Annotated in this window: 13 protein-coding genes and 1 pseudogene; 2 read left to right on the top strand and 12 right to left on the bottom strand. The window is 68.9% G+C overall.

What is annotated here, in order from left to right; translation table 11 throughout:
- Positions 1-10: 10 nt before the first annotated feature.
- From J4H85_RS08245 to J4H85_RS08230, 4 genes are all read right to left on the bottom strand, one after another.
- A complete protein-coding gene (locus J4H85_RS08245) occupies positions 11-1,579 on the bottom strand; it encodes a DUF7059 domain-containing protein (RefSeq protein WP_208238616.1) in 1,569 nt (522 codons plus the stop codon).
- Between the two features lie 69 nt (positions 1,580-1,648).
- A complete protein-coding gene (locus tag J4H85_RS08240) occupies positions 1,649-3,100 on the bottom strand; it encodes a glutamate synthase subunit beta (RefSeq protein WP_208238614.1) in 1,452 nt (483 codons plus the stop codon).
- Entirely contained in the window at positions 3,093-7,706 is a 4,614-nt protein-coding gene (gene gltB / locus J4H85_RS08235; RefSeq protein WP_208238611.1) for a glutamate synthase large subunit, read from the bottom strand. The genes J4H85_RS08240 and gltB overlap by 8 nt, the downstream gene beginning before the upstream one ends.
- Positions 7,707-8,001: 295 nt before the next feature.
- Positions 8,002-8,763, bottom strand: coding sequence for an SDR family oxidoreductase (locus tag J4H85_RS08230; RefSeq protein ID WP_208238609.1), 762 nt, complete (start codon positions 8,761-8,763; stop codon positions 8,002-8,004).
- Positions 8,764-8,941: 178 nt separating this feature from the next.
- Between J4H85_RS08230 and J4H85_RS08225 the strand changes: the two genes are divergently transcribed.
- Positions 8,942-9,304 carry an RNA polymerase-binding protein RbpA gene (locus tag J4H85_RS08225; protein WP_208238607.1) on the top strand — a complete coding sequence of 121 codons (363 nt, stop codon included), beginning with the start codon at positions 8,942-8,944 and terminating at the stop codon, positions 9,302-9,304.
- Here the strand turns inward: J4H85_RS08225 and lnt are convergent.
- The 8 genes and pseudogenes from lnt to J4H85_RS14005 form a co-directional block, all read right to left on the bottom strand.
- Complete coding sequence (gene lnt / locus J4H85_RS08220; RefSeq protein ID WP_208238605.1) at positions 9,273-10,973, bottom strand: apolipoprotein N-acyltransferase; 1,701 nt, start codon at positions 10,971-10,973, stop codon at positions 9,273-9,275. The genes J4H85_RS08225 and lnt overlap by 32 nt on opposite strands.
- Complete coding sequence (locus tag J4H85_RS14270; RefSeq protein WP_208238603.1) at positions 10,963-13,266, bottom strand: DEAD/DEAH box helicase; 2,304 nt, start codon at positions 13,264-13,266, stop codon at positions 10,963-10,965. Before J4H85_RS14270 ends, lnt begins: the two co-directional genes overlap by 11 nt.
- Positions 13,263-14,036 (bottom strand): twin-arginine translocase subunit TatC, encoded by a 774-nt coding sequence (gene tatC, locus J4H85_RS08210; protein WP_208240324.1) that lies wholly within the window; start codon positions 14,034-14,036, stop codon positions 13,263-13,265. Before tatC ends, J4H85_RS14270 begins: the two co-directional genes overlap by 4 nt.
- A 61-nt stretch (positions 14,037-14,097) precedes the next feature.
- Positions 14,098-15,051 carry a helix-turn-helix transcriptional regulator gene (locus J4H85_RS08205; protein WP_208238601.1) on the bottom strand — a complete coding sequence of 318 codons (954 nt, stop codon included), beginning with the start codon at positions 15,049-15,051 and terminating at the stop codon, positions 14,098-14,100.
- Positions 15,044-16,063 carry a helix-turn-helix transcriptional regulator gene (locus tag J4H85_RS08200; protein WP_208238599.1) on the bottom strand — a complete coding sequence of 340 codons (1,020 nt, stop codon included), beginning with the start codon at positions 16,061-16,063 and terminating at the stop codon, positions 15,044-15,046. Before J4H85_RS08200 ends, J4H85_RS08205 begins: the two co-directional genes overlap by 8 nt.
- A gap of 21 nt (positions 16,064-16,084) precedes the next feature.
- Positions 16,085-16,984 (bottom strand): peptidylprolyl isomerase, encoded by a 900-nt coding sequence (locus J4H85_RS08195; protein ID WP_307863533.1) that lies wholly within the window; start codon positions 16,982-16,984, stop codon positions 16,085-16,087.
- Between the two features lie 91 nt (positions 16,985-17,075).
- Positions 17,076-18,164, bottom strand: coding sequence for a tRNA (adenine-N1)-methyltransferase (locus J4H85_RS14010; protein ID WP_307863687.1), 1,089 nt, complete (start codon positions 18,162-18,164; stop codon positions 17,076-17,078).
- Positions 18,165-18,320: 156 nt separating this feature from the next.
- Positions 18,321-18,884: pseudogene (locus J4H85_RS14005) on the bottom strand (HAD family hydrolase); the annotation flags it as partial.
- An 89-nt stretch (positions 18,885-18,973) separates the two neighbouring features.
- On the opposite strand from J4H85_RS14005, the gene J4H85_RS08185 reads away from it, so the two are divergent.
- A complete protein-coding gene (locus J4H85_RS08185) occupies positions 18,974-20,044 on the top strand; it encodes a proteasome assembly chaperone family protein (RefSeq protein ID WP_307863532.1) in 1,071 nt (356 codons plus the stop codon).
- The last annotated feature ends 12 nt before the right edge of the window (positions 20,045-20,056 follow it).

Raw genomic sequence — 20,056 nt, 5'->3', positions numbered from 1 at the left:
CCGGACCAGTCTACCGGGAGGCGTCGCTCTCCGACGGCGATACGGCGCCCAGCCAGGCAAGCTCGCGGATGCCGGCGATCAACGCCTCCGCAGCGGCCGACGCCTCCACGTCGAGGAGCGTCGCGAGCGCGTCGGCGATCTGCCCGAGGCTCAGGTCGCCGTCGCAGGCGCCGAATGCCGCCGCCAGGAGTGGGTCGGCACTGATCCGTCGCGCGATCGGACGTTCGACGACCAGCGTGATCGCGCTCGGGGCCTCCTGGCCCGGTACGTGCTGCCGCTCCTCCATCACCGACGGATCACGCACCCAGTGCTGCGCCAGGACGTCGGCATCATTCAGAGATGCGGCAGCGGTTCCCGCTCGGAACGCCGCGTCCAGGGCACTGCTGAGCGCGTCGGGAGCCCAGGCGCCTGACGCGTGCTCGATGCGCACGATCGGATCCGCGTCCTGCGTCTCGCTTCGCCGTGTCACGCGGATCGACCCGAGGCCGACGGCCGTGATCCGACGTTCCGAGAAGTCGGCGAGCCACGCGGAGACGAGTTCGTCGAAGGCCGCATCGCCCTGGCGTGCTCCCCCGTCCCGCGCCCACGTCTCCGCATACTGCGTCGGCTCGACGCGATCGCGCTCGATCGCCCACGCGGCGATCGACCCCGCCGCGGCTCCGGCGTTCGCGATCCACGTTTCGACGCGGGTCAGACCTGGCGTGCCCCACGGTGACTCCCAGTTCGCCAGGCAGAGCAGCGTTCCTCCGACGGTGAGGTGCGCCGGACCGGCTTCGACGACCGACGCCGCGAGGGCATCGCCCGCCAATCCCCCGTCCCGATAGACGTATCGCTCCCCCTCGTCGTCGCCGCGGGGCGTGATCACGAACGGAGGATTCGCCAGGATCAGATCGAACTGTTCACCTGCGACCGGCGCGAACCGGTCCCCCGAGCGGAGTTCGAGCCCCGCCTCCATTCCGTTGAGCCTGGCGTTCACCCGTGCGAATGCCAGGGCCCGTTCGGACACATCGGTCGCGACCACACGGTCGGCGCGCAGCAAGAGGTGCAGGGCGACGATGCCGCAGCCTGTTCCCAGGTCGAGCGCGGTATCGACATCGCCTGCGGGCGCCTGGGCGATGAGCGATCGCGTGGCGCCGCCCACGCCCATGACGTGGTCAGGCCGCGCCGGCCCGCGGCGCAGCGCATCATCGAGATCGGAGACGATCCACCAGTGGATCGGAACATCTCGGACGGCGTCTCGCATCTCGACGGGGGTGAGCGAGAGCGCGGCTCTGCAACCGTCGCGATCCGCACCCTCATCACGGACGATCAAACCGAGTTCCGCCGCACCCGCGGCACCCAGCATCGGCAGGGACGCATCGAGTGCTTCCGCGGACAGCGTCTCCCCGAGCAGGAACAGCCGCGTCAGCGTGCCGAGGGCCGAACGATCGCGCGTCTCGAGCACGCGTCGCGCTGGCACCAGTACCCCGCGCGCTCGGGCACGATCGGCCTGATCTCCGAGCAACGCCGTGATGGCGGAGGCCCGATAGTCAGCGGCGTCGAGGTCGGCACGCAGGCGGTCGAGTCGGACGAGATCCATCGTTCCACCCTACCGGCGCGGTTCCTGGCCCGCGGTCCCGGCGCACAGCTGCGGACGGGACCGCGGGTGCTACGCGAACGCCCGGTCTCGCGCCGTGACCGGTGAGGGCAGCACGGTATCACCGGTGAGGTAGCGGTCGACGGAGGCGGCCGCGGCACGGCCCTCGGCGATGGCCCACACGATGAGCGACTGACCGCGCCCGGCGTCCCCGGCGACGAACACCCCGGGAAGTTCAGTGGCGTAGTCCGCCGAGCGCGAGAAGGCACCGCGAGCGTCGTGGGCCAGCGTGAGCTGCGGATCCTCGACGGGCTGAGGCCCGGTGAACCCCATCGCGATGAGCACGAGATCAGCATCGATATGACGCTCGGTGCCCGCTTTCGGCACGCGCCCGGACTCCGTGTACTCGGTTTCGGCGACCACGAGCGTGCGCACGTTGCCCGATTCATCGCCGAGGTACTCGACGGTCGATGCGAGGTAGGTGCGCTCGCCGCCCTCCTCGTGCGAGCTCTGCACCTCGAACAGAGTCGGGTGCGTGGGCCAGGGCTGGGCGTCCGACCGCTCGGTCGGCGGCCGCTTGCCGATCGCGAGGTTCGTCACCGACAGCGCGCCCTGTCGATGCGCGGTACCGATGCAGTCCGATCCGGTGTCGCCGCCGCCGATCACGACGACGTGCTTCCCCGCCGCATCGAAGGGAGTGCGCTCGAGCGAGCCCCGCTGGACGCGGTTCGCGGCCGTCAGGTACTCCATGGCCGGCATGACTCCCGTCAACTCCCGGCCGGGCAGGTCGAGGGGACGCGCCACGGAGGCGCCGGTGGCGACCACGACGGCGTCGTACCGCCGCCGCAGCTCGGCCCAGCTCATGTCGCGCCCGATCTCGATGCCTGTGCGGAAGCGGGTGCCCTCGGCCTTCAGCTGCGCGATCCGGCGCTCGACGAGTGCCTTCTCCAGCTTGAAGTCGGGGATGCCGAACGTGAGCAGTCCGCCCGGCTCCTCATCGCGCTCGTACACGGCGACGGTGTGCCCGGCGCGCGTGAGCTGCTGGGCGGCGGCGAGGCCCGCCGGGCCCGATCCGACCACTGCGACGGTCTTGCCCGAGAGACGCTCGGGCGGCTGCGGTTCGACCCACCCGTGCAGGAAGCCCTGATCGATGATGCTGTTCTCGATCTGCTTGATCGTCACGGCCGGCTGATTGATGTTCAACACGCACGCCGACTCGCAGGGAGCCGGGCAGGCTCGGCCGGTGAACTCGGGGAAGTTGTTCGTCTCGTGGAGGCGGTCGAGCGCCTCCCGTTCGCGGCCACGCCACACGAGATCGTTCCACTCCGGGATCAGGTTGCCGAGCGGGCACCCCTGGTGGCAGAACGCCACCCCGCAATCCATGCAGCGCGAAGCCTGCCGCGCGACCACGGTGGGATCGGCGGGATCGACGACCTCGCTCCAGTCCTTGAGTCGGATCGGCACCGGTCGCTTGGGAGCGAGCTCGCGCTCGCGAACCTTCAAGAAGCCTCTCGGATCAGCCACGGGTCGCCTCCAGGATCTGGGTCCACGCTTGCTCGCCGTCGGGATCGATCCCGTCGAGCGTCGCGCGCTCGCGGATGTCGAGCACGCGTGAGTAACCGTGGGGGATGAGTCGCGTGAATCGTGCGAACGTCGCGTCCGGGTCGATGTCGATCCCGCGCAGCAGCTCGCCCGCCACCTGAGAACCGGTCTGCTCCTCGTGCCGCTTGAGCAAGGCCGCGATCTTCTCGCGCATCTCGTCCTCGCCCTTCGGGAACTCGTCGCCACCCAGGCGCTGCAGCATCAGCGCGCCCGATGCGAGCTCGGCGGCGTTCACATTGTCGCGATCGAGGTCGAGGATCACGGCTTCACCGCCCGACATGCCCGCGCCGATGTTGCGACCGGTCTGGCCGAGGATCAGCGCGAACCCGCCGGTGAAGTACTCGAGCGCATGGTCACCGGTGCCCTCGACGACGGCGATGGCGCCTGAACCGCGCACGAGGAAGCGCTCCCCCACGGTTCCCGCGATCCAGAGCGAGCCGCTGGTGGCGCCGTACCCGATGGTGTTGCCGGCGATCACGTTGCCCGCCGCCGGGTGACCGGAGTCGGGGTGGGGCCTGACGACGATCTCACCCCCCGAGAGGCCTTTGCCGACGTAGTCGTTCGCATCGCCGATGAGCCGGAGCGTGATCCCCGATGGGATGAATGCGCCCAGCGACTGACCGGCGGAACCGGTGAGCGTCACGTCGATCGTCGCGTCGGGAAGTCCGTCGGCGCCGAACTGCTGCGTGACGGCGTGTCCCAGCATCGTTCCGACGGCGCGATCCGTGTTGCGGATCGGCAGATCGAAGACGACGGGCTCGCGCCGCTCGAACGCGTCGCCCGACGCCGCGATGAGCTGCTGGTCGTAATGGACGGCGAGCTCGTGGTCCTGATCACGACCGTGCCGGCGCAGATCGGTCTCGGGGAACTCAGGCCCCCGCAGGATCGGGGTGAGGTCGAGTCCCTCGGCCTTCCAGTGCCGGATCGCCGCGTCGACGTCGAGTGCCCGAGTGTCGCCGACCGCTTCGTCGAGCGTCCGGTAGCCGAGCTGCGCCAGAAGCTCGCGCACCTCTTCCGCGACGAACGTGAAGAAGTTGACCACGTGCTCGGCCTGACCCGAATACCGTTTGCGCAACTCAGGGTTCTGCGTCGCGACGCCGACGGGGCAGGTGTCGAGGTGGCACACGCGCATCATGATGCAGCCGGACACCACGAGCGGTGCGGTCGCGAAGCCGAACTCCTCGGCGCCCAGAAGCGCCGCGATGACGACGTCCCTGCCGGTCTTCAGCTGTCCGTCGACCTGGAGCACGATGCGGTCGCGAAGACCGTTGAGCATCAGGGTCTGCTGCGCTTCGGCGAGGCCGAGCTCCCATGGCGATCCCGCGTGCTTCAGCGAGTTCATCGGGCTCGCACCGGTCCCGCCGTCGTGCCCCGAGACGAGGATCACATCGGAGAGCGCCTTCGCCACGCCGGCCGCCACCGGACCGATGCCGCTCTGCGCCACGAGCTTCGTGCTGACGCGCGCGGACGGGTTGGCCCGCTTCAGATCGAAGATGAGCTGCTTCAGGTCTTCGATCGAGTAGATGTCGTGGTGCGGGGGCGGCGAGATGAGCCCGACACCGGGGGTGGCGTGCCGCGTCGCGGCGATCCAGGGGTACATCTTCGCCGGGGGCAGCTGCCCGCCTTCGCCCGGCTTCGCCCCCTGAGCGAGCTTGATCTGGATCTCGTCGGCGTGCGTGAGATACATGCTGGTCACACCGAACCGACCGGACGCGACCTGCTTGATCGCGCTGCGGCGCTCGGGGTCGAGCAGCCGCTCGGGCGCTTCACCGCCCTCGCCCGTGTTCGACTTGCCGCCGAGACGGTTCATCGCGATGGCCAGTGTCTGGTGCGCTTCCAATGAGATCGATCCGTAGCTCATCGCACCGGTCGCGAACCGTCGCACGATGCGCTCGACCGATTCGACCTCGTCGAGGGGCACCGGCGCGCGGTACGGCTCGAAGCGGATCAGGCCGCGGAGCGTCATCAGTCGCTCCTGCTGCTCGTTGACGCGCTGCGTGTACTCCGAGAAGATCTCGCGGCTCGCCGTGCGCGTTCCATGCTGCAGCTTGTAGATGGTCTCGGGATCGAAGAGGTGCGGCTCCGCGCCTCGACGCCACCGGTACTCGCCGCCGCTGTCGAGGCGCTGGTGCGCGAGCGCGGCCGGGTCGTCGGGGTAGGCGGCGCGGTGGCGGGCGGCGACCTCGCGGGCGAGCACGTCGAGTCCGACGCCGCCGAGGCGCGTCGTCGTCCCGGTGAAGAACCGTTCGACGATCTCCGAGGCCAACCCGATCGCCTCGAAGGTCTGCGCTCCGCAGAACGACGCGACCGTCGAGATACCCATCTTGCTCATCACCTTCAGCAGGCCCTTGCCGAGCGACTTGATGAGACGCGCGATGGCCTCTTCTTCGGCAAGACCCTCGATCTCGCCCGAACGGACGAGCAGGCCGACCGTCTCCATCGCCAGGTAGGGGTTCACCGCGGCCGCGCCGTACCCGATGAGGGACGCGACATGGTGGACCTCGCGCACGTCGCCCGCTTCGACGATGAGGGTCGCCCGCATGCGGGTGCCCTCGCGGATGAGGTGGTGATGCACGGCCGAGACCGCGAGGAGCGAGGGCACGGGGGCCAGATCCTTGTTGGAATCGCGATCCGACAGGATCAGGAACTCCGCCCCGGCTTCGATCGCCGCGCTCGCCTCCCAGCACATCTCCTCGATGCGGTCGGCGAGGCCCTTCGACTCGTAGTCGACCGGGTAGAGCCCTCGGATCGTGACCGAGCGCTCGCGTTCGGGATCGTCGCCGAGGTGCTGGATCCGTGCCAGCGCGTCGTTATCGATCACCGGGAAGTCGACGATGATCTGACGCGCGTGGTCGGCCGACTGCTCGAGCAGGTTCGCCTGCGGCCCGATACCGGTCTGCAGGCTCGTGACCAGTTCTTCACGCAGGGCGTCGAGCGGCGGGTTGGTCACCTGCGCGAACTGCTGCACGAAGTAGTCGAACAGTAAGCGAGGCCGATCGGACAGCACGGCGATCGGGGTGTCGGTGCCCATGGCCGCGATCGGTTCGATGCCTTCGCGCGCCATCGGGGTGAGCAGCAGACGCAGCTCCTCCTCGGTGTAGCCGAAGGTTCGCTGCCGTCTCGTGATCGACGCCGGCGGATGGACGAGGTGCTCGCGCTCGGGCAGGTCGGCGAGCCGGATTCGGCCCTCTTCCAGCCACTCCCCCCACGGGGCGAGGTTCGCGAGTTCCGCCTTGACGTCGTCGTCCTCGCGGATCTCGCCCGTGTCGAGGTTCACTGCGAGCATGCGCCCCGGCTGCAAGCGCCCGCGCTGCACGACGCGCGACGGTTCCACGTCGAGCACACCGGTCTCGCTCGCCATCACGAGCAGGCCGTCCTCCGTCACCTGGAAACGTCCGGGACGGAGACCGTTGCGATCGAGCTGGGCCACCAGATGGGTTCCATCGGTCCCGATCATCGCGGCGGGGCCGTCCCAGGGCTCCATGATCAAGGAGTGGTACTCGAAGAAATCGCGCACCTTCGGGTCGAGTCCGCTCTCCGACTCCCATGCCTCGGGCACCATCATCGCCAGGGCGTGCGGCAGCGAGCGGCCCGAGATGACGAGCAGTTCGAGTACCTCGTCGAAGCTCGCGGAGTCGCTGCCCGACGGCGAGCAGATCGGCAGCAACGGACGCAGGTCGCCCAGCGCTTCCGAGGCGAGCTGAGATTCGCGGGCGCGCATCCAGTTCCGGTTTCCACGCACCGTGTTGATCTCACCGTTGTGCGCGAGGTAGCGCAGCGGCTGCGCGAGATGCCACGAAGGGAAGGTGTTCGTCGAGTACCGCGAGTGGACGATCGCGAACCGCGACGCGAAGCGCTCATCGGTGAGATCCGGGTAGAACCGGGAGAGCTGCAGGGTCGTGACCATGCCCTTGTACACCATGGTGCGCGCGGACAGCGACGGGAAGTAACTGCCGAGTTCGCGCTCGATGCGCTTGCGGGTGCGGAACGCGCGCCGCTCGATGAGCAGCGTGTCTCCGCGTGCCCCGCCGGTGGACACGAGCACCGGCTGTTCGATGGTCGGGCTCACCGCTCGGGCAGAGCCGCCGAGCACATCGGGGCGCGTCGGAACCTCGCGCCAGGTCAGTACCTTCAGGCCTTCATCGCGCGCGATCGCTTCGATGCGGTACTTCGCCGCGCGGCGCTCGGTCGTCGACTGGGGCAGGAAGCCGAGGCCCGTAACGTACTTCCCGGCCTCGGGGAGTTCAACCGAGGGCTCGCTCTCCGCGAGCACCGCCCGCAGGAACGTGTCGGGGATCGCGCAGAGGATACCCGCGCCATCGCCGGTTCCCGCGTCGGAGCCCACGGCACCTCGGTGCTCCAGGTTCTCCAGCGCTTCGAGCGCCAGGGCGACGATCTCGTGCGTGGCCTCGCTGCGCAGCGAAACGACCGATGCCAGGCCGCAGGCATCGCGTTCGTCGGCCGGATCGTAGAGCCCGACTTTCTCAGGAAGGTTCGACCCGGGTGGCGTCAGCGGGGTTGCGCGCATCGACGTCCTCTCTCCTCTGGCGGACACCCTGCGCATTCATGCCTGGCCGGTCCTCGAAGAGACGAAGGTCGGAGCCCGGCATCGCAGCGGGCCCGCGATCACGGAGTCTGAGAGTACCACTCATTTCTTCGGCTAAACGAATCCACGGACGCACCTTCTACGTCAGATTCGGGCGTCTGGCGTAGGATCCCGCAGAATCTGCGGCTGGCGGGCGTACCGACCGAACAGTGACGAGCCCTGAAACACCCCGGAAACACGACTGGAAACGCTCCCGAAACACTGGGGGCATACCCCGTCAGCCGGAGAAGCCCTCGGTCGAACCGACGAGCTTGGTGTGATCCGCCGGTACCGGCTCGTGCACGGCCTTCGCCACCTCGGCCGCGAACTCCGACACGTTGTAGAGCCGGCCGGCCTCGGCACGGCGCCCCTCGAGCGCGCCCGGATTCGAACGCTCGAGCAGGGTCGCCGTCACGGTGCCCTCGATCATGTCGCCGGACACGACGACGAATTCGATGCCCCGCGACGTGAGCTCAGCGATACGATCGCGCAGGGCGTCCTCGCCCGCTCGCTTCGAGAGTGCGACGGGTTCGTACTCCGGCATGGTCGGCGTCGTCCGGATGAAGTGCGCCTGGTGACTGGTGACGAACACCACGCGCGACCCCGGTCCCATCAACGGGAGCGCGGCGTTCAGCACGTTCAGCTGGGCGTCACGGTTCAGGCGGAGCGCGTAGTCCTCCCCCATTCCGCTCTCCATGCCGCCCGAAGCGTTGAGCACCAGGACGTCGAGGCCGCCGAACTCCACCCGGATCGCGGTCATCATGTCTTCGACCGACCCGCCGTCGGTAAGATCAGCCCCCTGGGTGAGGGCCTGAACGCCCAGCTCGCGCACCTCCGTCGCGAGCTTCTCGGCGCGGGGCGCCTTGTTCCGGTAATTGATGACGACATCAGCACCCGCCTGCGCGAGATAGCGCACCGTGTCCGCACCGATGCCGCGCGAGGACCCGGTCACGAGGGCTCGTCGGCCTTGGAGGCTCAGGGGCTGCAGGGGCTGGGTCACGGGAACTCCTCTATCGGTCTGCTGTGGGAACGCCTCCAGGGTACTGGACGCGCCCGAGCATTCCGGGAGAGAAGCGGATACGGGGTACCGGCGGGCACCGCGATGAGAGTACGCTGCTCTGCAAGGCCGAGTGGTGCCGGCCTCCGAGCGATCGGAGCCGGCGGACGGGAGGTACACGGTGGCCGAAAGGACATTGCGCGGAGCGCGGATCGGGTCGACGAGCCTGCAGGGCGACGAGGGCATCGAGCTCTCGCCGAGACTGCGCATCGAATATCTGACCGACAAGGGCACGAGATTCGGTGTGATGTTCGACGCCGATGCCGAACCCCCGGCCGAGTGGGTGGATCAGCGGACCGGGGAGCTCGGATTTCTCGATGACGAAGCCGGTCGAGCGGCGCGCGCCGAGTTCGAGGGCAAGGAATCGTCGCAGCGCACCCACTGGGACATGCTGATCGAGCGTCGGAGCCGTGAAGAGCTCGAAGAACTGCTGCAGGAGCGGCTCGCTCTCCTCAGGTCTCGGCGCGGCGAGAAGACGAAGTAACCCGCTCGCCCCGAACCCTGCGCCCCACTCCGGCAGCGAGTGCGAGCGCGAGTGGCGCGACGCCGAACGCCACCCAGGCGGACGCGATGCCGACGCCCCAGAGCATCGCGGGAGTCGCTCCCTGCCGCAGCGGCACGTCGGCGACCATCCAATCCGCCGTGTAGGGCGTGAGTCTCGCGATGTCGCTGCCATCGGGGGCCACGATCGCGCTCGTACCGACCGTCGAGACGTTGACCAGGCTCCGTCCCATCTCGATCGCGCGGAGCCGCGCGATCTGCAGCTGCTGCGCACTCTCGTCCGTCCGCCCGAAGTCGGCGTTGTTCGTGGGGGCGAAGATGATCTCCGCACCGCTCGACTGCAGAGCGCGCGCGTGCTCGTCGAAGATGATGTCGAAGCAGATCGCCACTCCGGCGCGCACCATCCCGGAGGGCGTGTCGATGTCCACCGAGGCCGGAAGCCGGCCGGCCTCGTACTCCAGCTGCACGAGGTCCACGAGTTCGGGGGCGAGCGCGTGGAAGAACGACCTGTTCGGCATGTACTCGGCGAACGGGACGGGACGCCGCTTGTCGTAGCGCACCCCCGTGTCGCCCTCCGCGTCCCACACCACCGCACTGTTGGTGTACGTCTCCTCCGGCGCCTCGCTCGACTCGTCGCCCGAGCTGCGTGCCGTGCGATCACGCAGGACGGACCCCGCCATGATCGGCGCGTCGGCTCGAGAGGAGAGCTGGGCCACGCGTGCCGAATTCAGCACGTGACCCGGCAGATCGAACTCACCGCTGTTCTCGGGCCACACAATGACATCGACCTGCTCCCCGCGTGCCTCGAGATCATCGAGCATGCGTCGCGTGGTGTCGACGTGCGCGCGCAGCACGTCCCCAGACTCGCGATCGTCGAAGATTCCCGCCTTCGCGTTGCCCTGCACCGCGGCGACGGTCACCGTCCGCGCCTCGCCGTCCACCGGCTCCCCGATCAGAGGCGCGGCGGGGACCAGACCCAGGACCACGAGACCGGCGATCGAGCCGCCGACCATCCGGAGTCCCACGGAGCGGAGAAGACTGGCCACGCTCACGTCACGGCGCAGGGGAAGTCCCGCGATGAAGACGGCCGCTACTGGAACCGCGCAGAGCACCACGAGCAGACCCGAGAGCCCCGCGCTCCCCGTCCAGGAGACGGACTGCGCGAGCGGTCCCTCCGCCTGCGTCTGCGCGAGTCTCCCCCAGGAGAATCCGCCGTACGGCCAGGACGACTGCAGCTGCTCGCGGGTCACCCAGAGTCCGGAGACGGCGATGGCCTGGGCCAGCCCGATCCATCGCAGACGCAGTCTGCGGGCGCCGAGCACTCGACGCAGGAATCGTGTGGCCAGCGCCGCGCAGCACCCGAAGAGCGCGAACCAGATGATCATCACGGTGCTGAGCGCGAGCCAGGGCACCGGGCCGAGGTAGAGCGTCAACCATGAGATGTGCGGCAGCCAGAATGCACCACCGGCGACGGCACCGACGAGCGTGGCGAAGCCCGCACGCTGCTGCCAGACGGATGCGAGTACGAGGGGCACGGCGATGAATGCCACAGGCCACCACGCGAGTCCCGGGGTCGCGACATCGAGCAGCAGGCCTCCCGCGACGGCGCACCCGAGCGCCGCCCACCACGGCAATCGCCGCTCAGCTGCCACTGGAGGCTTCCACGATGCCGCGAAGAATGAGCCGCTTCGCGTCACGAGCGAGCTTCGCGAACGCGCGCAAGCGCTCGATCTCGAGTTCCGCCGCGACACCCGCTTCGCTCGCCTGAGCCAGCTGATCGAGCAGGTCAATCGTCTGCTTCGACCACCGCACGAAGTCCCCGGCGCTCGCCCAACTGATCTCGAGCACGCGCTCGAGCGAACTGCCGGTCGCCCACGCGTGCATCGCGAGCGCGAGGCCGGGGTGGGGAGGCTCCGTCTGCGGCAACCGGTGCGATGCCGCCAGATCGTCGATCTCGACCCAGACGTCGAGCGTCGCTTCGAAGACCCGGGGGAAGACCCCTCCAGGCACACGCGGATCCCCATCGTCGTCGCGACGCGGTTCGTAGGTGAGCGCGCAGCAGAGCGCCGCCAACCCGGCCGCATCGATCCCGGCCCAGACATCACGGCGCACGCACTCGGCGATCAGCAGATCGCGGTCGCCATAGATGCGCCTCAGCACCGCGCCCCACGGCAGCACGGTCACCCGCGTGCGGTCTCCGGTGCCGGTCACGGCGAGGTACTCGAGTTCGGTGAGCGCGTCGACCACGTGCTCGAAGGTCCTGGCAACGGTCCCGGTCCGAGACGCGATCTGCCGACGACGTCGTTCGATACGCCGTTTCAGCTTCCGGGTGCGGTCTTCCCAGCGCTTGCGGTCGGACCCACGCGCGCGCTCCACAGCCGCCTCGTACCCGGCGAGCGACTCCTGTTCCGCACGGAGTTCGTGCGCCTCGTCGACGACGGCTCGATCCGCTTGGAACTGAGCGAATGAGAGTTCCAGCGTCTCGCGAGCGGTCGCCAGGTCCATCCGTTCGAGCAGGTTCACCGCCATGTTCGCCGTCGGCCGGAAGCTCGACCAGACCGGGAACGAACGCGTCGAGGCGAGCTGGGCGAGCGCCTCGAGGTCGACCGCGTCGCTCCACACGACCACGGCGTGTCCCTCGGGATCGATGCCCCGACGCCCGGCGCGGCCGGTGAGCTGCGTGAACTCTCCGGAACTGAGCGGCACCCGCTGTTCGCCGTTGAACTTGTCCAGCCGCTCGATGACGACGGCCTTCGCGGGCATGTTGATGCCGAGTGCGAGCGTCTCGGTGGCGAACACGAGTTTGACGAGCCGCCGCTGGAACAGCGCCTCCACGACCGACTTGAAGACGGGGAGCATGCCGGCATGGTGCGCGGCGACGCCGTGCTCGAGTCCGGCAATCCACTCGGACACACCGAGCACCCGCAGGTCTTCATCCTTCATGCCGGTGAGCTCTCGGTCGACGACCGCACGGATCTCGCGGCGTTCCTCCTGCGAAGTCAATCTGACTCCCGAGAAGAGGCACTGCCGCACCGCCTGGTCGCACCCGTTGCGGCTGAAGACGAAGACGATGGCGGGCAGGAGACCCGTTTCTTCGAGCCCGCGCGCGATATCGGCCCGGGAGATGCGTTCGGTCCGCTTGCGCTGCGGCGGGCCGCCGCGGCTGCGCCCGTTGCGGCCGCGATGGGCACGAGCGCCGCCGTTCCGCCCACCGTCCCGGTGATCGCGGCGTGCGTCACCGCCGCGCCCCCCGGCACTGCCATCGAGCCTGCGCAACTCGGGATTGATGCGCCCGCGCACCGCGAGCTCACCCTCACCGTCGATGATGAGCGGGAGGAGCGCCTTCGGCGTCAGCACGTGCTGGTATAGCGGCACCGGCCGATGCTCGGCGAGGATGACATCGGTGTCCCCCCTGACCGTGTGCATCCAGTCGCCGAACTCCTCGGCGTTGGAGACGGTGGCGGAGAGCGCCACGATGCGGACGTGCTCCGGCAGGTGCAGGATGATCTCCTCCCACACCGCTCCACGGAACTTGTCGCCGAGGAAGTGCACCTCATCGAGCACGACGAACGCGAGGTCGGTGAGCGCGTCGGAGTCCGCGTAGATCATGTTGCGCAGCACTTCGGTCGTCATGACCACGATCGGCGCGTCGCCGCGGACGTTCACATCGCCGGTCAGCAGTCCGACCTCGTCCTCACCGTACTCATCGCAGAGTTCGTGGAACTTCTGGTTCGAGAGCGCCTTGATCGGCGTCGTGTAGAAGACTCTCGCATTCCGCTCGCGGCGCGCCAGCGTGACCGCGAACTCGGCGACCACGGTCTTGCCCGAACCGGTCGGCGCCGCGACGAGGACGCTGCGACCGGCCTCGAGCTGTCGGCACGCCGTCCGCTGGAACTCGTCGAGCGGAAACTTCACCCGTGACTCGAAGTGCTCGAGCGCCGTCACTCCGCGACCTCGCGGGAGTCCTCGATGCCGTACTCCTGCAGTTCGGCGTTTCGGCGTCGATCCACGATCCGATCGTGAAGTATCGCGATGAGCGCGGCTCCGAAGTACAGCACCACCATCGGGGATGCGAGCAGGAACATGCTCATCAAGTCGGCGGCCGGGGTCGCGATCCCGGCGAACAGGATGATCGCGAGGATCGCGCCGCGCCAACTCTTCAGGATGCTGGTGCCGCGTAGTACGCCGAGGAAGTTGAGGGCGACGAGCAGTACGGGCATGACGAACCCCGCTCCGACGGCGAGCAGCAGCTTGACCGAGAAGTCGAGATAGCTCCGAGCCGTCAGGAAGAACGCGTCCTCCTCGGGCTGGAAACTCGCGAGCAGCCGCACGATGTTCGGGATCACGAGCCACCCGGCGTACGCGCCGAGGAGGAAGAGCGGCACCGCTGATCCGACGAATCCGATGGCGTACCACTTCTCGCGACGCGTGAGACCGGGAACCAGGAACGCCCAGATCTGGTAGAGCCAGACAGGGCTCGCGATGATGATCGCGATGAACAGGGCGATCTGCACCTTCGTGTCGAAACCGCTCGTGACGTCACCGTACGCGATCGTCGCCTGACGGCCGATCGCATCGATGTCGAGCACGGGTTGCCGCAGGACGTCCCACACCCAATCCGACAGGAACCATCCGGCGACGAGGCCGACGGCGATCGCGATCGCGGAGATGATCAGCCGATTGCGGAACTCGACGAGATGTTCACCCAGCGTCATCCGACCGCCCGTGCGGCGGGATCGGCGGGTTCTCCAAGACACGGCCACAGTGTATCCCAGCTCAGTCCCCGTAGACCGAGAGCGCGCGCCCGGCCCAGTCGCGCACCGCCTCGCGGGCCGCAGCGGGGGCTTCGATCTCGATGTCGCCCGGCACGGCCTGCACGAGCGTCACCGCCGCGTTCGGATGGCCGAGACGGAGCCGGATCCGGACGCGTCCATCGGCCGTCTGCTCGAGGACCTCAGGAAAGGCGTCGCGCAGGCGCGGCAGCGCGGACTCGCGTGCGAGCGCGATCACCGTCACTCCCCCGCGGTCGTTCGCCCGGTCGCGTCGATCGCGAGGCGCGGGATGAGCCACCGCCTCCTCGCGCACCCGGATCCCGGACATGCGATCGATGCGGAACAGGCGCTCATCCCCGCGCGTCCGGCAGTAACCGCGGAGGTACCAGGCTCCGCCGTTCTGTGTCAACGACCACGGATCGACCATCCGCTCCGTCACGCTGCCAGCGGCGTCCCGATACGCGAACTCCACGAGCCGACCCGCGTCGATGGCGGACACCACGTCGGGCAGACGAGGATCCTGCGGATCGGCCGTCACCGACAGCGGAGAGGTGGCTCCCGAGGTCGCACCCAGCTTCGCGGCCGCGCTCATCGCGATCTCGGCGTCCGGACCGGGGAGCATGCTCGTCAACGCATGCAGTCCGGCGAGCAGCGCCGCCGTTTCGACCGAGGAGAACCGGGGCGCATCGTCGACGGCCACCGCCTGCACGAGGGAGACGGTATCGTCGCGTTCCAGGGCGTCCCAGTCGATATCGAAGAGATCCTCGTGCTGGTAGCGCAGCGTCTCGCCCGGCACGCCGGCGGTCCCGAGGAAGCGGACGAGGTCGCGCAGCATCTTCGGCTCGGCATCGAAGGCGAGCGAGAGTTCAGTGATCGTGGTGGGCCCGTGCTCCTGCAGATACGGCACCAACGAGAGCAGCAGGATCACTCGATCGGGAGTCGGGAGCTGCTCAGCCATGCGCACCCTCCTCATCAACGGACAAACGCTCATGAGACGCCGCGATTGCGCGCAATCGGTGGACGACCGCCGCGCGGAGTTTCGGAGGGTCGAGCACCGTGACCTCGTCGCCGTAGGTCACGAGCTCGTCGGCAAGCGCGTACTCGAAGTAGTCGAGGGTGCCGAGGGTCAGGGTCTGGCCCTCGGCAGCGCGCGCGCGCGGCGCCAACCGAGCCTCCGCGACGGACCCCTCGCGGACGACGATCGTGGCGAGTTGCCGGGACTCGCGCTCCAACAAGCCGGCGACCACCGCCTCTGCCGACTCCAGCATGTCGGAGGTGAACCGTTCGGAGGTCACCGCGACATCGCCGACGATGCGCGACAGCAGGAACACGCGGTCAGCCGCTCGGTCGAGATCGCGGCCGATGAGATGCCAACGTCCGTCGGCCCGATGCAACCTCAGCGGTGCCACGCGGCGGGTCAGCGAGTGATCGCGCGACGGAAGCCGGTAATCGAACCGCACGACACGCAGCTCCTCGATCGCGCGCCAGAGCACCTGGGCTACCGGATCAGGCGGACCGATACGCGGCGCGACACCCAGATGACGGACGTCGACATCGGCGCCGATGGCCTCGAGCTTCATGGCGGCACGGCGGGACTCGGCGGTCAGACTGCCCTCGGCCCAGGCGAGCGCCGCCAGGCGCAGCAGCGTGAGCTCGCGCGGAGAGAACCTCAGCTCCCGCGGCATCTGCAGGAGCTCCTTGGTGATGCGGTATCGCGCGAGCTGGGTGTTACCAGGCTCCTGCGGCGAATCGATCGTCTCGACCGGGACGCCGAGCGCGCGAAGCTGGTCCTTGTCCCGCTCGAACTGCCGATCGAGCGCCGCGTCGGGCTTCGACGCATCGTATCGATCGGCGTACCCGTAGACGCTCGAGAGCAGACCGCGCTTCGTCACGCCTTCGGGACTCGCGACCAGCGCCAGCACGAGGCTGAAGATCCGCTGCTCCGCCGGGATTCTGCGGCGCTGCGTCATCGTCACCTCCGAACGACCGAACTACCCAACGCTCACGATGTCCACGACGACGACGCGGGCGTTCTCGCCGCCCTCGACGATCACGACCTGCGAACCGACGGTGTGCCCCGTCAGTTCGGCGCGGTAGGTCGCACCGCTCGCCGCGATGTCGTCCTCCGTGCCGATCGGCTTCGGTCCACCCTGACCCGCCATCGTGTCCCAGCTGTTGTTCTGCGGATCCACGGTGCCGTTCCACCCGACCGCGAGCACCTGCGCGATCACCGCGTCGTCAGCCTCAACCTCGGGACCGTCGCCGACGATGCGGTCAGCCGAACGACTCCCGTCCGGAGCGGGTCGAGGCGGCAGCACCACACCCGGGCGCCCGGACTCGTCGGTGACGACGGCGGGGAATCCGGACGGCAGGTTCCGCGTCTTGCCCGATGCGACGAGGTCGTCGACCGTGACGACATCGATGACGCCGACGATCGACTCGCCCTCGGCGATGGTGCCCTGACCGGCGAGCAGCGCGCTGTCCTCGGGGTTGAACGCCGCGACCACACGGTCGCCTGCGACGGCACAGCGCAGCGATTCGGCGAGCGGGTTCTCCATCTCGGGGTCCATCAGCACGAAACTCGCGCCTCGATCGGCATCCCAGGTCGGGCTCGACAGCAGCTCGGAACCGGTACCGCTCTCGAAGAGCGCCAGGTTCACGGCGACGAGCGTGTCGTCATCGGCGACCCGTGCGTCGCCACGGTCGCCGTCCGCGCCGTCGTCGGTGATGAGCGAGCGCTGGGACTGCTCGGCGGTGAGGCCCTCGGGAACCTGCACCCGCGGCCCTTCGCCCGCGCCACCGGTCACCTCGACACTGCTGCTCATCGCTCCGGGCCCGAACGAGGCGTCGCAGTCGTTCGCGGCCGAGCCGCTCGCGCTGCACCCGGTCACGCCGGCGAGCAGAAGGACTGCAGCGGAAACCGCTGGGACGGTACGACGGCGCATAAAAACCTCTCGCAGTGGTGTGCTGACCTCAGACATCCTAACGGACCTCGTCTGTGCCGTCGGCGGTGTCGTCACCGGGAAGCGCTGCTCGGCCGGACTGCTCGTCGCCCGACCCGCCGTCTCGGCGCTGGTCGGCGAGTTTCCGGGCCTCCCTGACCTTCTTGCGGAGCACCTTATCGCTCTTGCCGCGCTCACCGACGACACTCGGCGTCCAGATGCCGCCGTCCCCATCGACCAGGTCGGGCAACCACGCTTCGAGGTCCGCGTCCGCGAACTCGCTCTTCGATGCACGCCGCTTCATCTGGGGGGCGGCGGTCTGCGGTGCGAGTCGTCGCGCCGTGATGAGGAACCCCGTGTGCGCCACCATGCGATGATCCGGGCGCACCGCCAAACCCTCGACGTGCCACCCGCGCACCATCGTCTCGGACGATTGCGGGTGGGTGAACTTCTCGGAGCGTCGCAGCCCTTCAGCGACCCGCGAGAGCTGTGTCACCGTGGCGACGTAGCAGATCACGACGCCGCCGGGCGCGAGCGCGTCCGCTGCGACGTCGATGCACTCCCACGGCGCGAGCATGTCGAGCACGACGCGGTCGATCGATCCGCTCGGGCAGGTCGCGGGGAGCGCCTCCTGCAGGTCTCCGACCGTCACCGTCCAGTTCTCCGGAGCGGCACCGGCGAACGCGACCGCGTTGGCCTGGGCGATCTCGGCGAACTCCTCTCGGCGCTCGAAGGAGAACAGCGACCCCTGCGGTCCGATGGCGCGCAGCAGATGCAGCGAGAGCGCACCCGAGCCGACCCCGGCTTCGACGACGCGGGCTCCGGGGAACACGTCGGCGAGCGACAGGATCTGCGCGGCGTCCTTCGGGTAGACGATCGCCGCCCCGCGGGGCATCGACATCACGTAGTCGGAGAGGAGCGGGCGCAGCGCGAGATACTCGTCTCCGCTACTGCTGCGCAGCACGGAGGCGTCGGGGAGCCCGACGATTGCCGCGTGCGCGATCATGCCGCGGTGACTGTGGAACTCGCCGCCCCGCACGAGCGTGATCGTGTTCAGACGCCCCTTGGGTCCGGTCAGCTGCACGCGATCGCCGTACTGGAACGGACCCGACACGGCGGGACCGTCGATGTGCTCCGGTTCGCCGACCGTCCGCGGACCCGGAGTCTCCCCGCGCAGCCGAGCGAACTCCGCGCGGACGGTTCGCGCGTCCACACCCTCGAGCGTCGGCCAGAGGGCGTGTGCCGCGACCTCTTCGAGGGGCACCTCGTGCGGCACACCGATCGCGACCGCGCCGGACGCCGCAGCCGAACGCAGGCCCGTACGGGAATCCTCGAGCGCGAGGCACTCGGCGATATCGACGCCGATCGCCGCGGCTCCGCGCAGATAGGGATCGGGATGCGGCTTCTCGTGCGCGACCTCGTCACCGGGCAGAATCGCGGCGAACGCCGGGAACGGCAGCAACCCGACGACGTGTTCCGCGAGTCGGCGCACCGACATCGTCACGAGCACGCAGGGAATCCCGGCGTCGGCGAGCGAGCGCAGGGCCTCGAGCGCACCCGGGCGCCATGCCGGCCCCGTCCGGTCGAGTCCGGCGATCACGCCGTCGATCCACTCATCGATGATGGTGTCGACATCGAGGGGCACCCCGAGCGAGCGGAAGATCTCCGCACCCGTGCGCAGCCCGCACCCGATCAGCTGCTCGCGCACCTCGTCGGAGAGCGAAATGTCGTAGCGGGACAGCATCGCCGTCTCGGCCTCCAGCCACAACGGCTCGGAATCGATGAGGGTTCCGTCCATGTCCCAGAGCACTGCGCGCAGATCAGGGGTTCCGTGGCGTGGCGTCGTCATTCGGACCAGTCTACCCAGTCCGGCTCCCCCAGCCGCGCAGGATACGCTAGGTGCGACACTCCACCCCCTCCGAAGGAGCCGAACCCCACGTGACCGAGTCCGCCGACCAGCGTCCACCCCGCCCCCGCATCATGATCGCCGCCTTCGAGGGCTGGAGCGATGCCGGAGCGGCGACGACGACCGTGCTCCAGCACCTCGCGGAGCTCATCGACGCCGAAGTCCTGCACGCGATCGGCGCCGAGGGATACGTGGACTTCCAGGTGCACCGGCCGAAGCTCATCTTCGACGACCAGGGCGAGCGGATCCTAGATTGGCCTGACACTCGTCTCTACGGCAAGATCCAGCGCCCGGGCGCTGAGCCCGTGGATGCGGAGACGGAGACGGTGCGTCGCATCGACGGCACCCCGGTCACCGACCTGTTCCTGCTGGCCGGCGTGGAGCCGGCGCGCGATTGGTTGTCGTTCGCGGAAGAGATCGTCGAGCTCGTCGATGTCTGGGACATCGATTCCGTCATCCTGCTCGGATCGATGTTCTCGGACGCCCCGCACTCCCGACCGATCGCGATCTCGATGTCTTCCGAGAATCCCGCGCGACGTGCTGAGACCGGCGCCGAGCGCAGCACCTATGAAGGCCCGGCCGGGATCTCCACGGTCGTGGACCTGGCACTCGCGGCAGAAGGCATCGAATCGCTCTCGCTCTGGGCGCAGGTGCCCCACTACGTGCACAGCGCCCCGTCCCCGAAGGCGACGCTCGCGATCCTCGACCGTCTCGAGGAGCTGCTCGACATCGTCATCCCGCGCGGCGCTCTTCTGGACGAGGCCACCGAATGGGAGGCGAACATCGACCGCATTGCGGCGACCGATGAGGAGATGACGCAGTACATTCGTCGCCTCGAGGAGTCGCGAGATGCGAACATGGCCGCCGAGACGACGGGGGACGCGCTCGCGCTGGAGTTCGAGAAGTTCCTCGAACAGCCCCGCGCGGACCACACGACGTTCGCGCCGGCCCCGGGCGAACCCGGAGAACCCGATGCGATTGACGGGGCCGACGAGCCCGACGAAGACGCCCCTTCGACGGATCCCGTCGATGACGGGGATGGCACGGACCCCGGCGCGGCGCCGGACGCGTCAGACGAGCCTGACACCGATCCGCGCGGATAGCGCGAGCGGGGT

The sequence above is a fragment of the Leucobacter tardus genome, from assembly GCF_017583045.1.
Classification (GTDB): domain Bacteria; phylum Actinomycetota; class Actinomycetes; order Actinomycetales; family Microbacteriaceae; genus Leucobacter; species Leucobacter tardus.
This window is presented reverse-complemented; position numbering and strand designations above follow the sequence as displayed.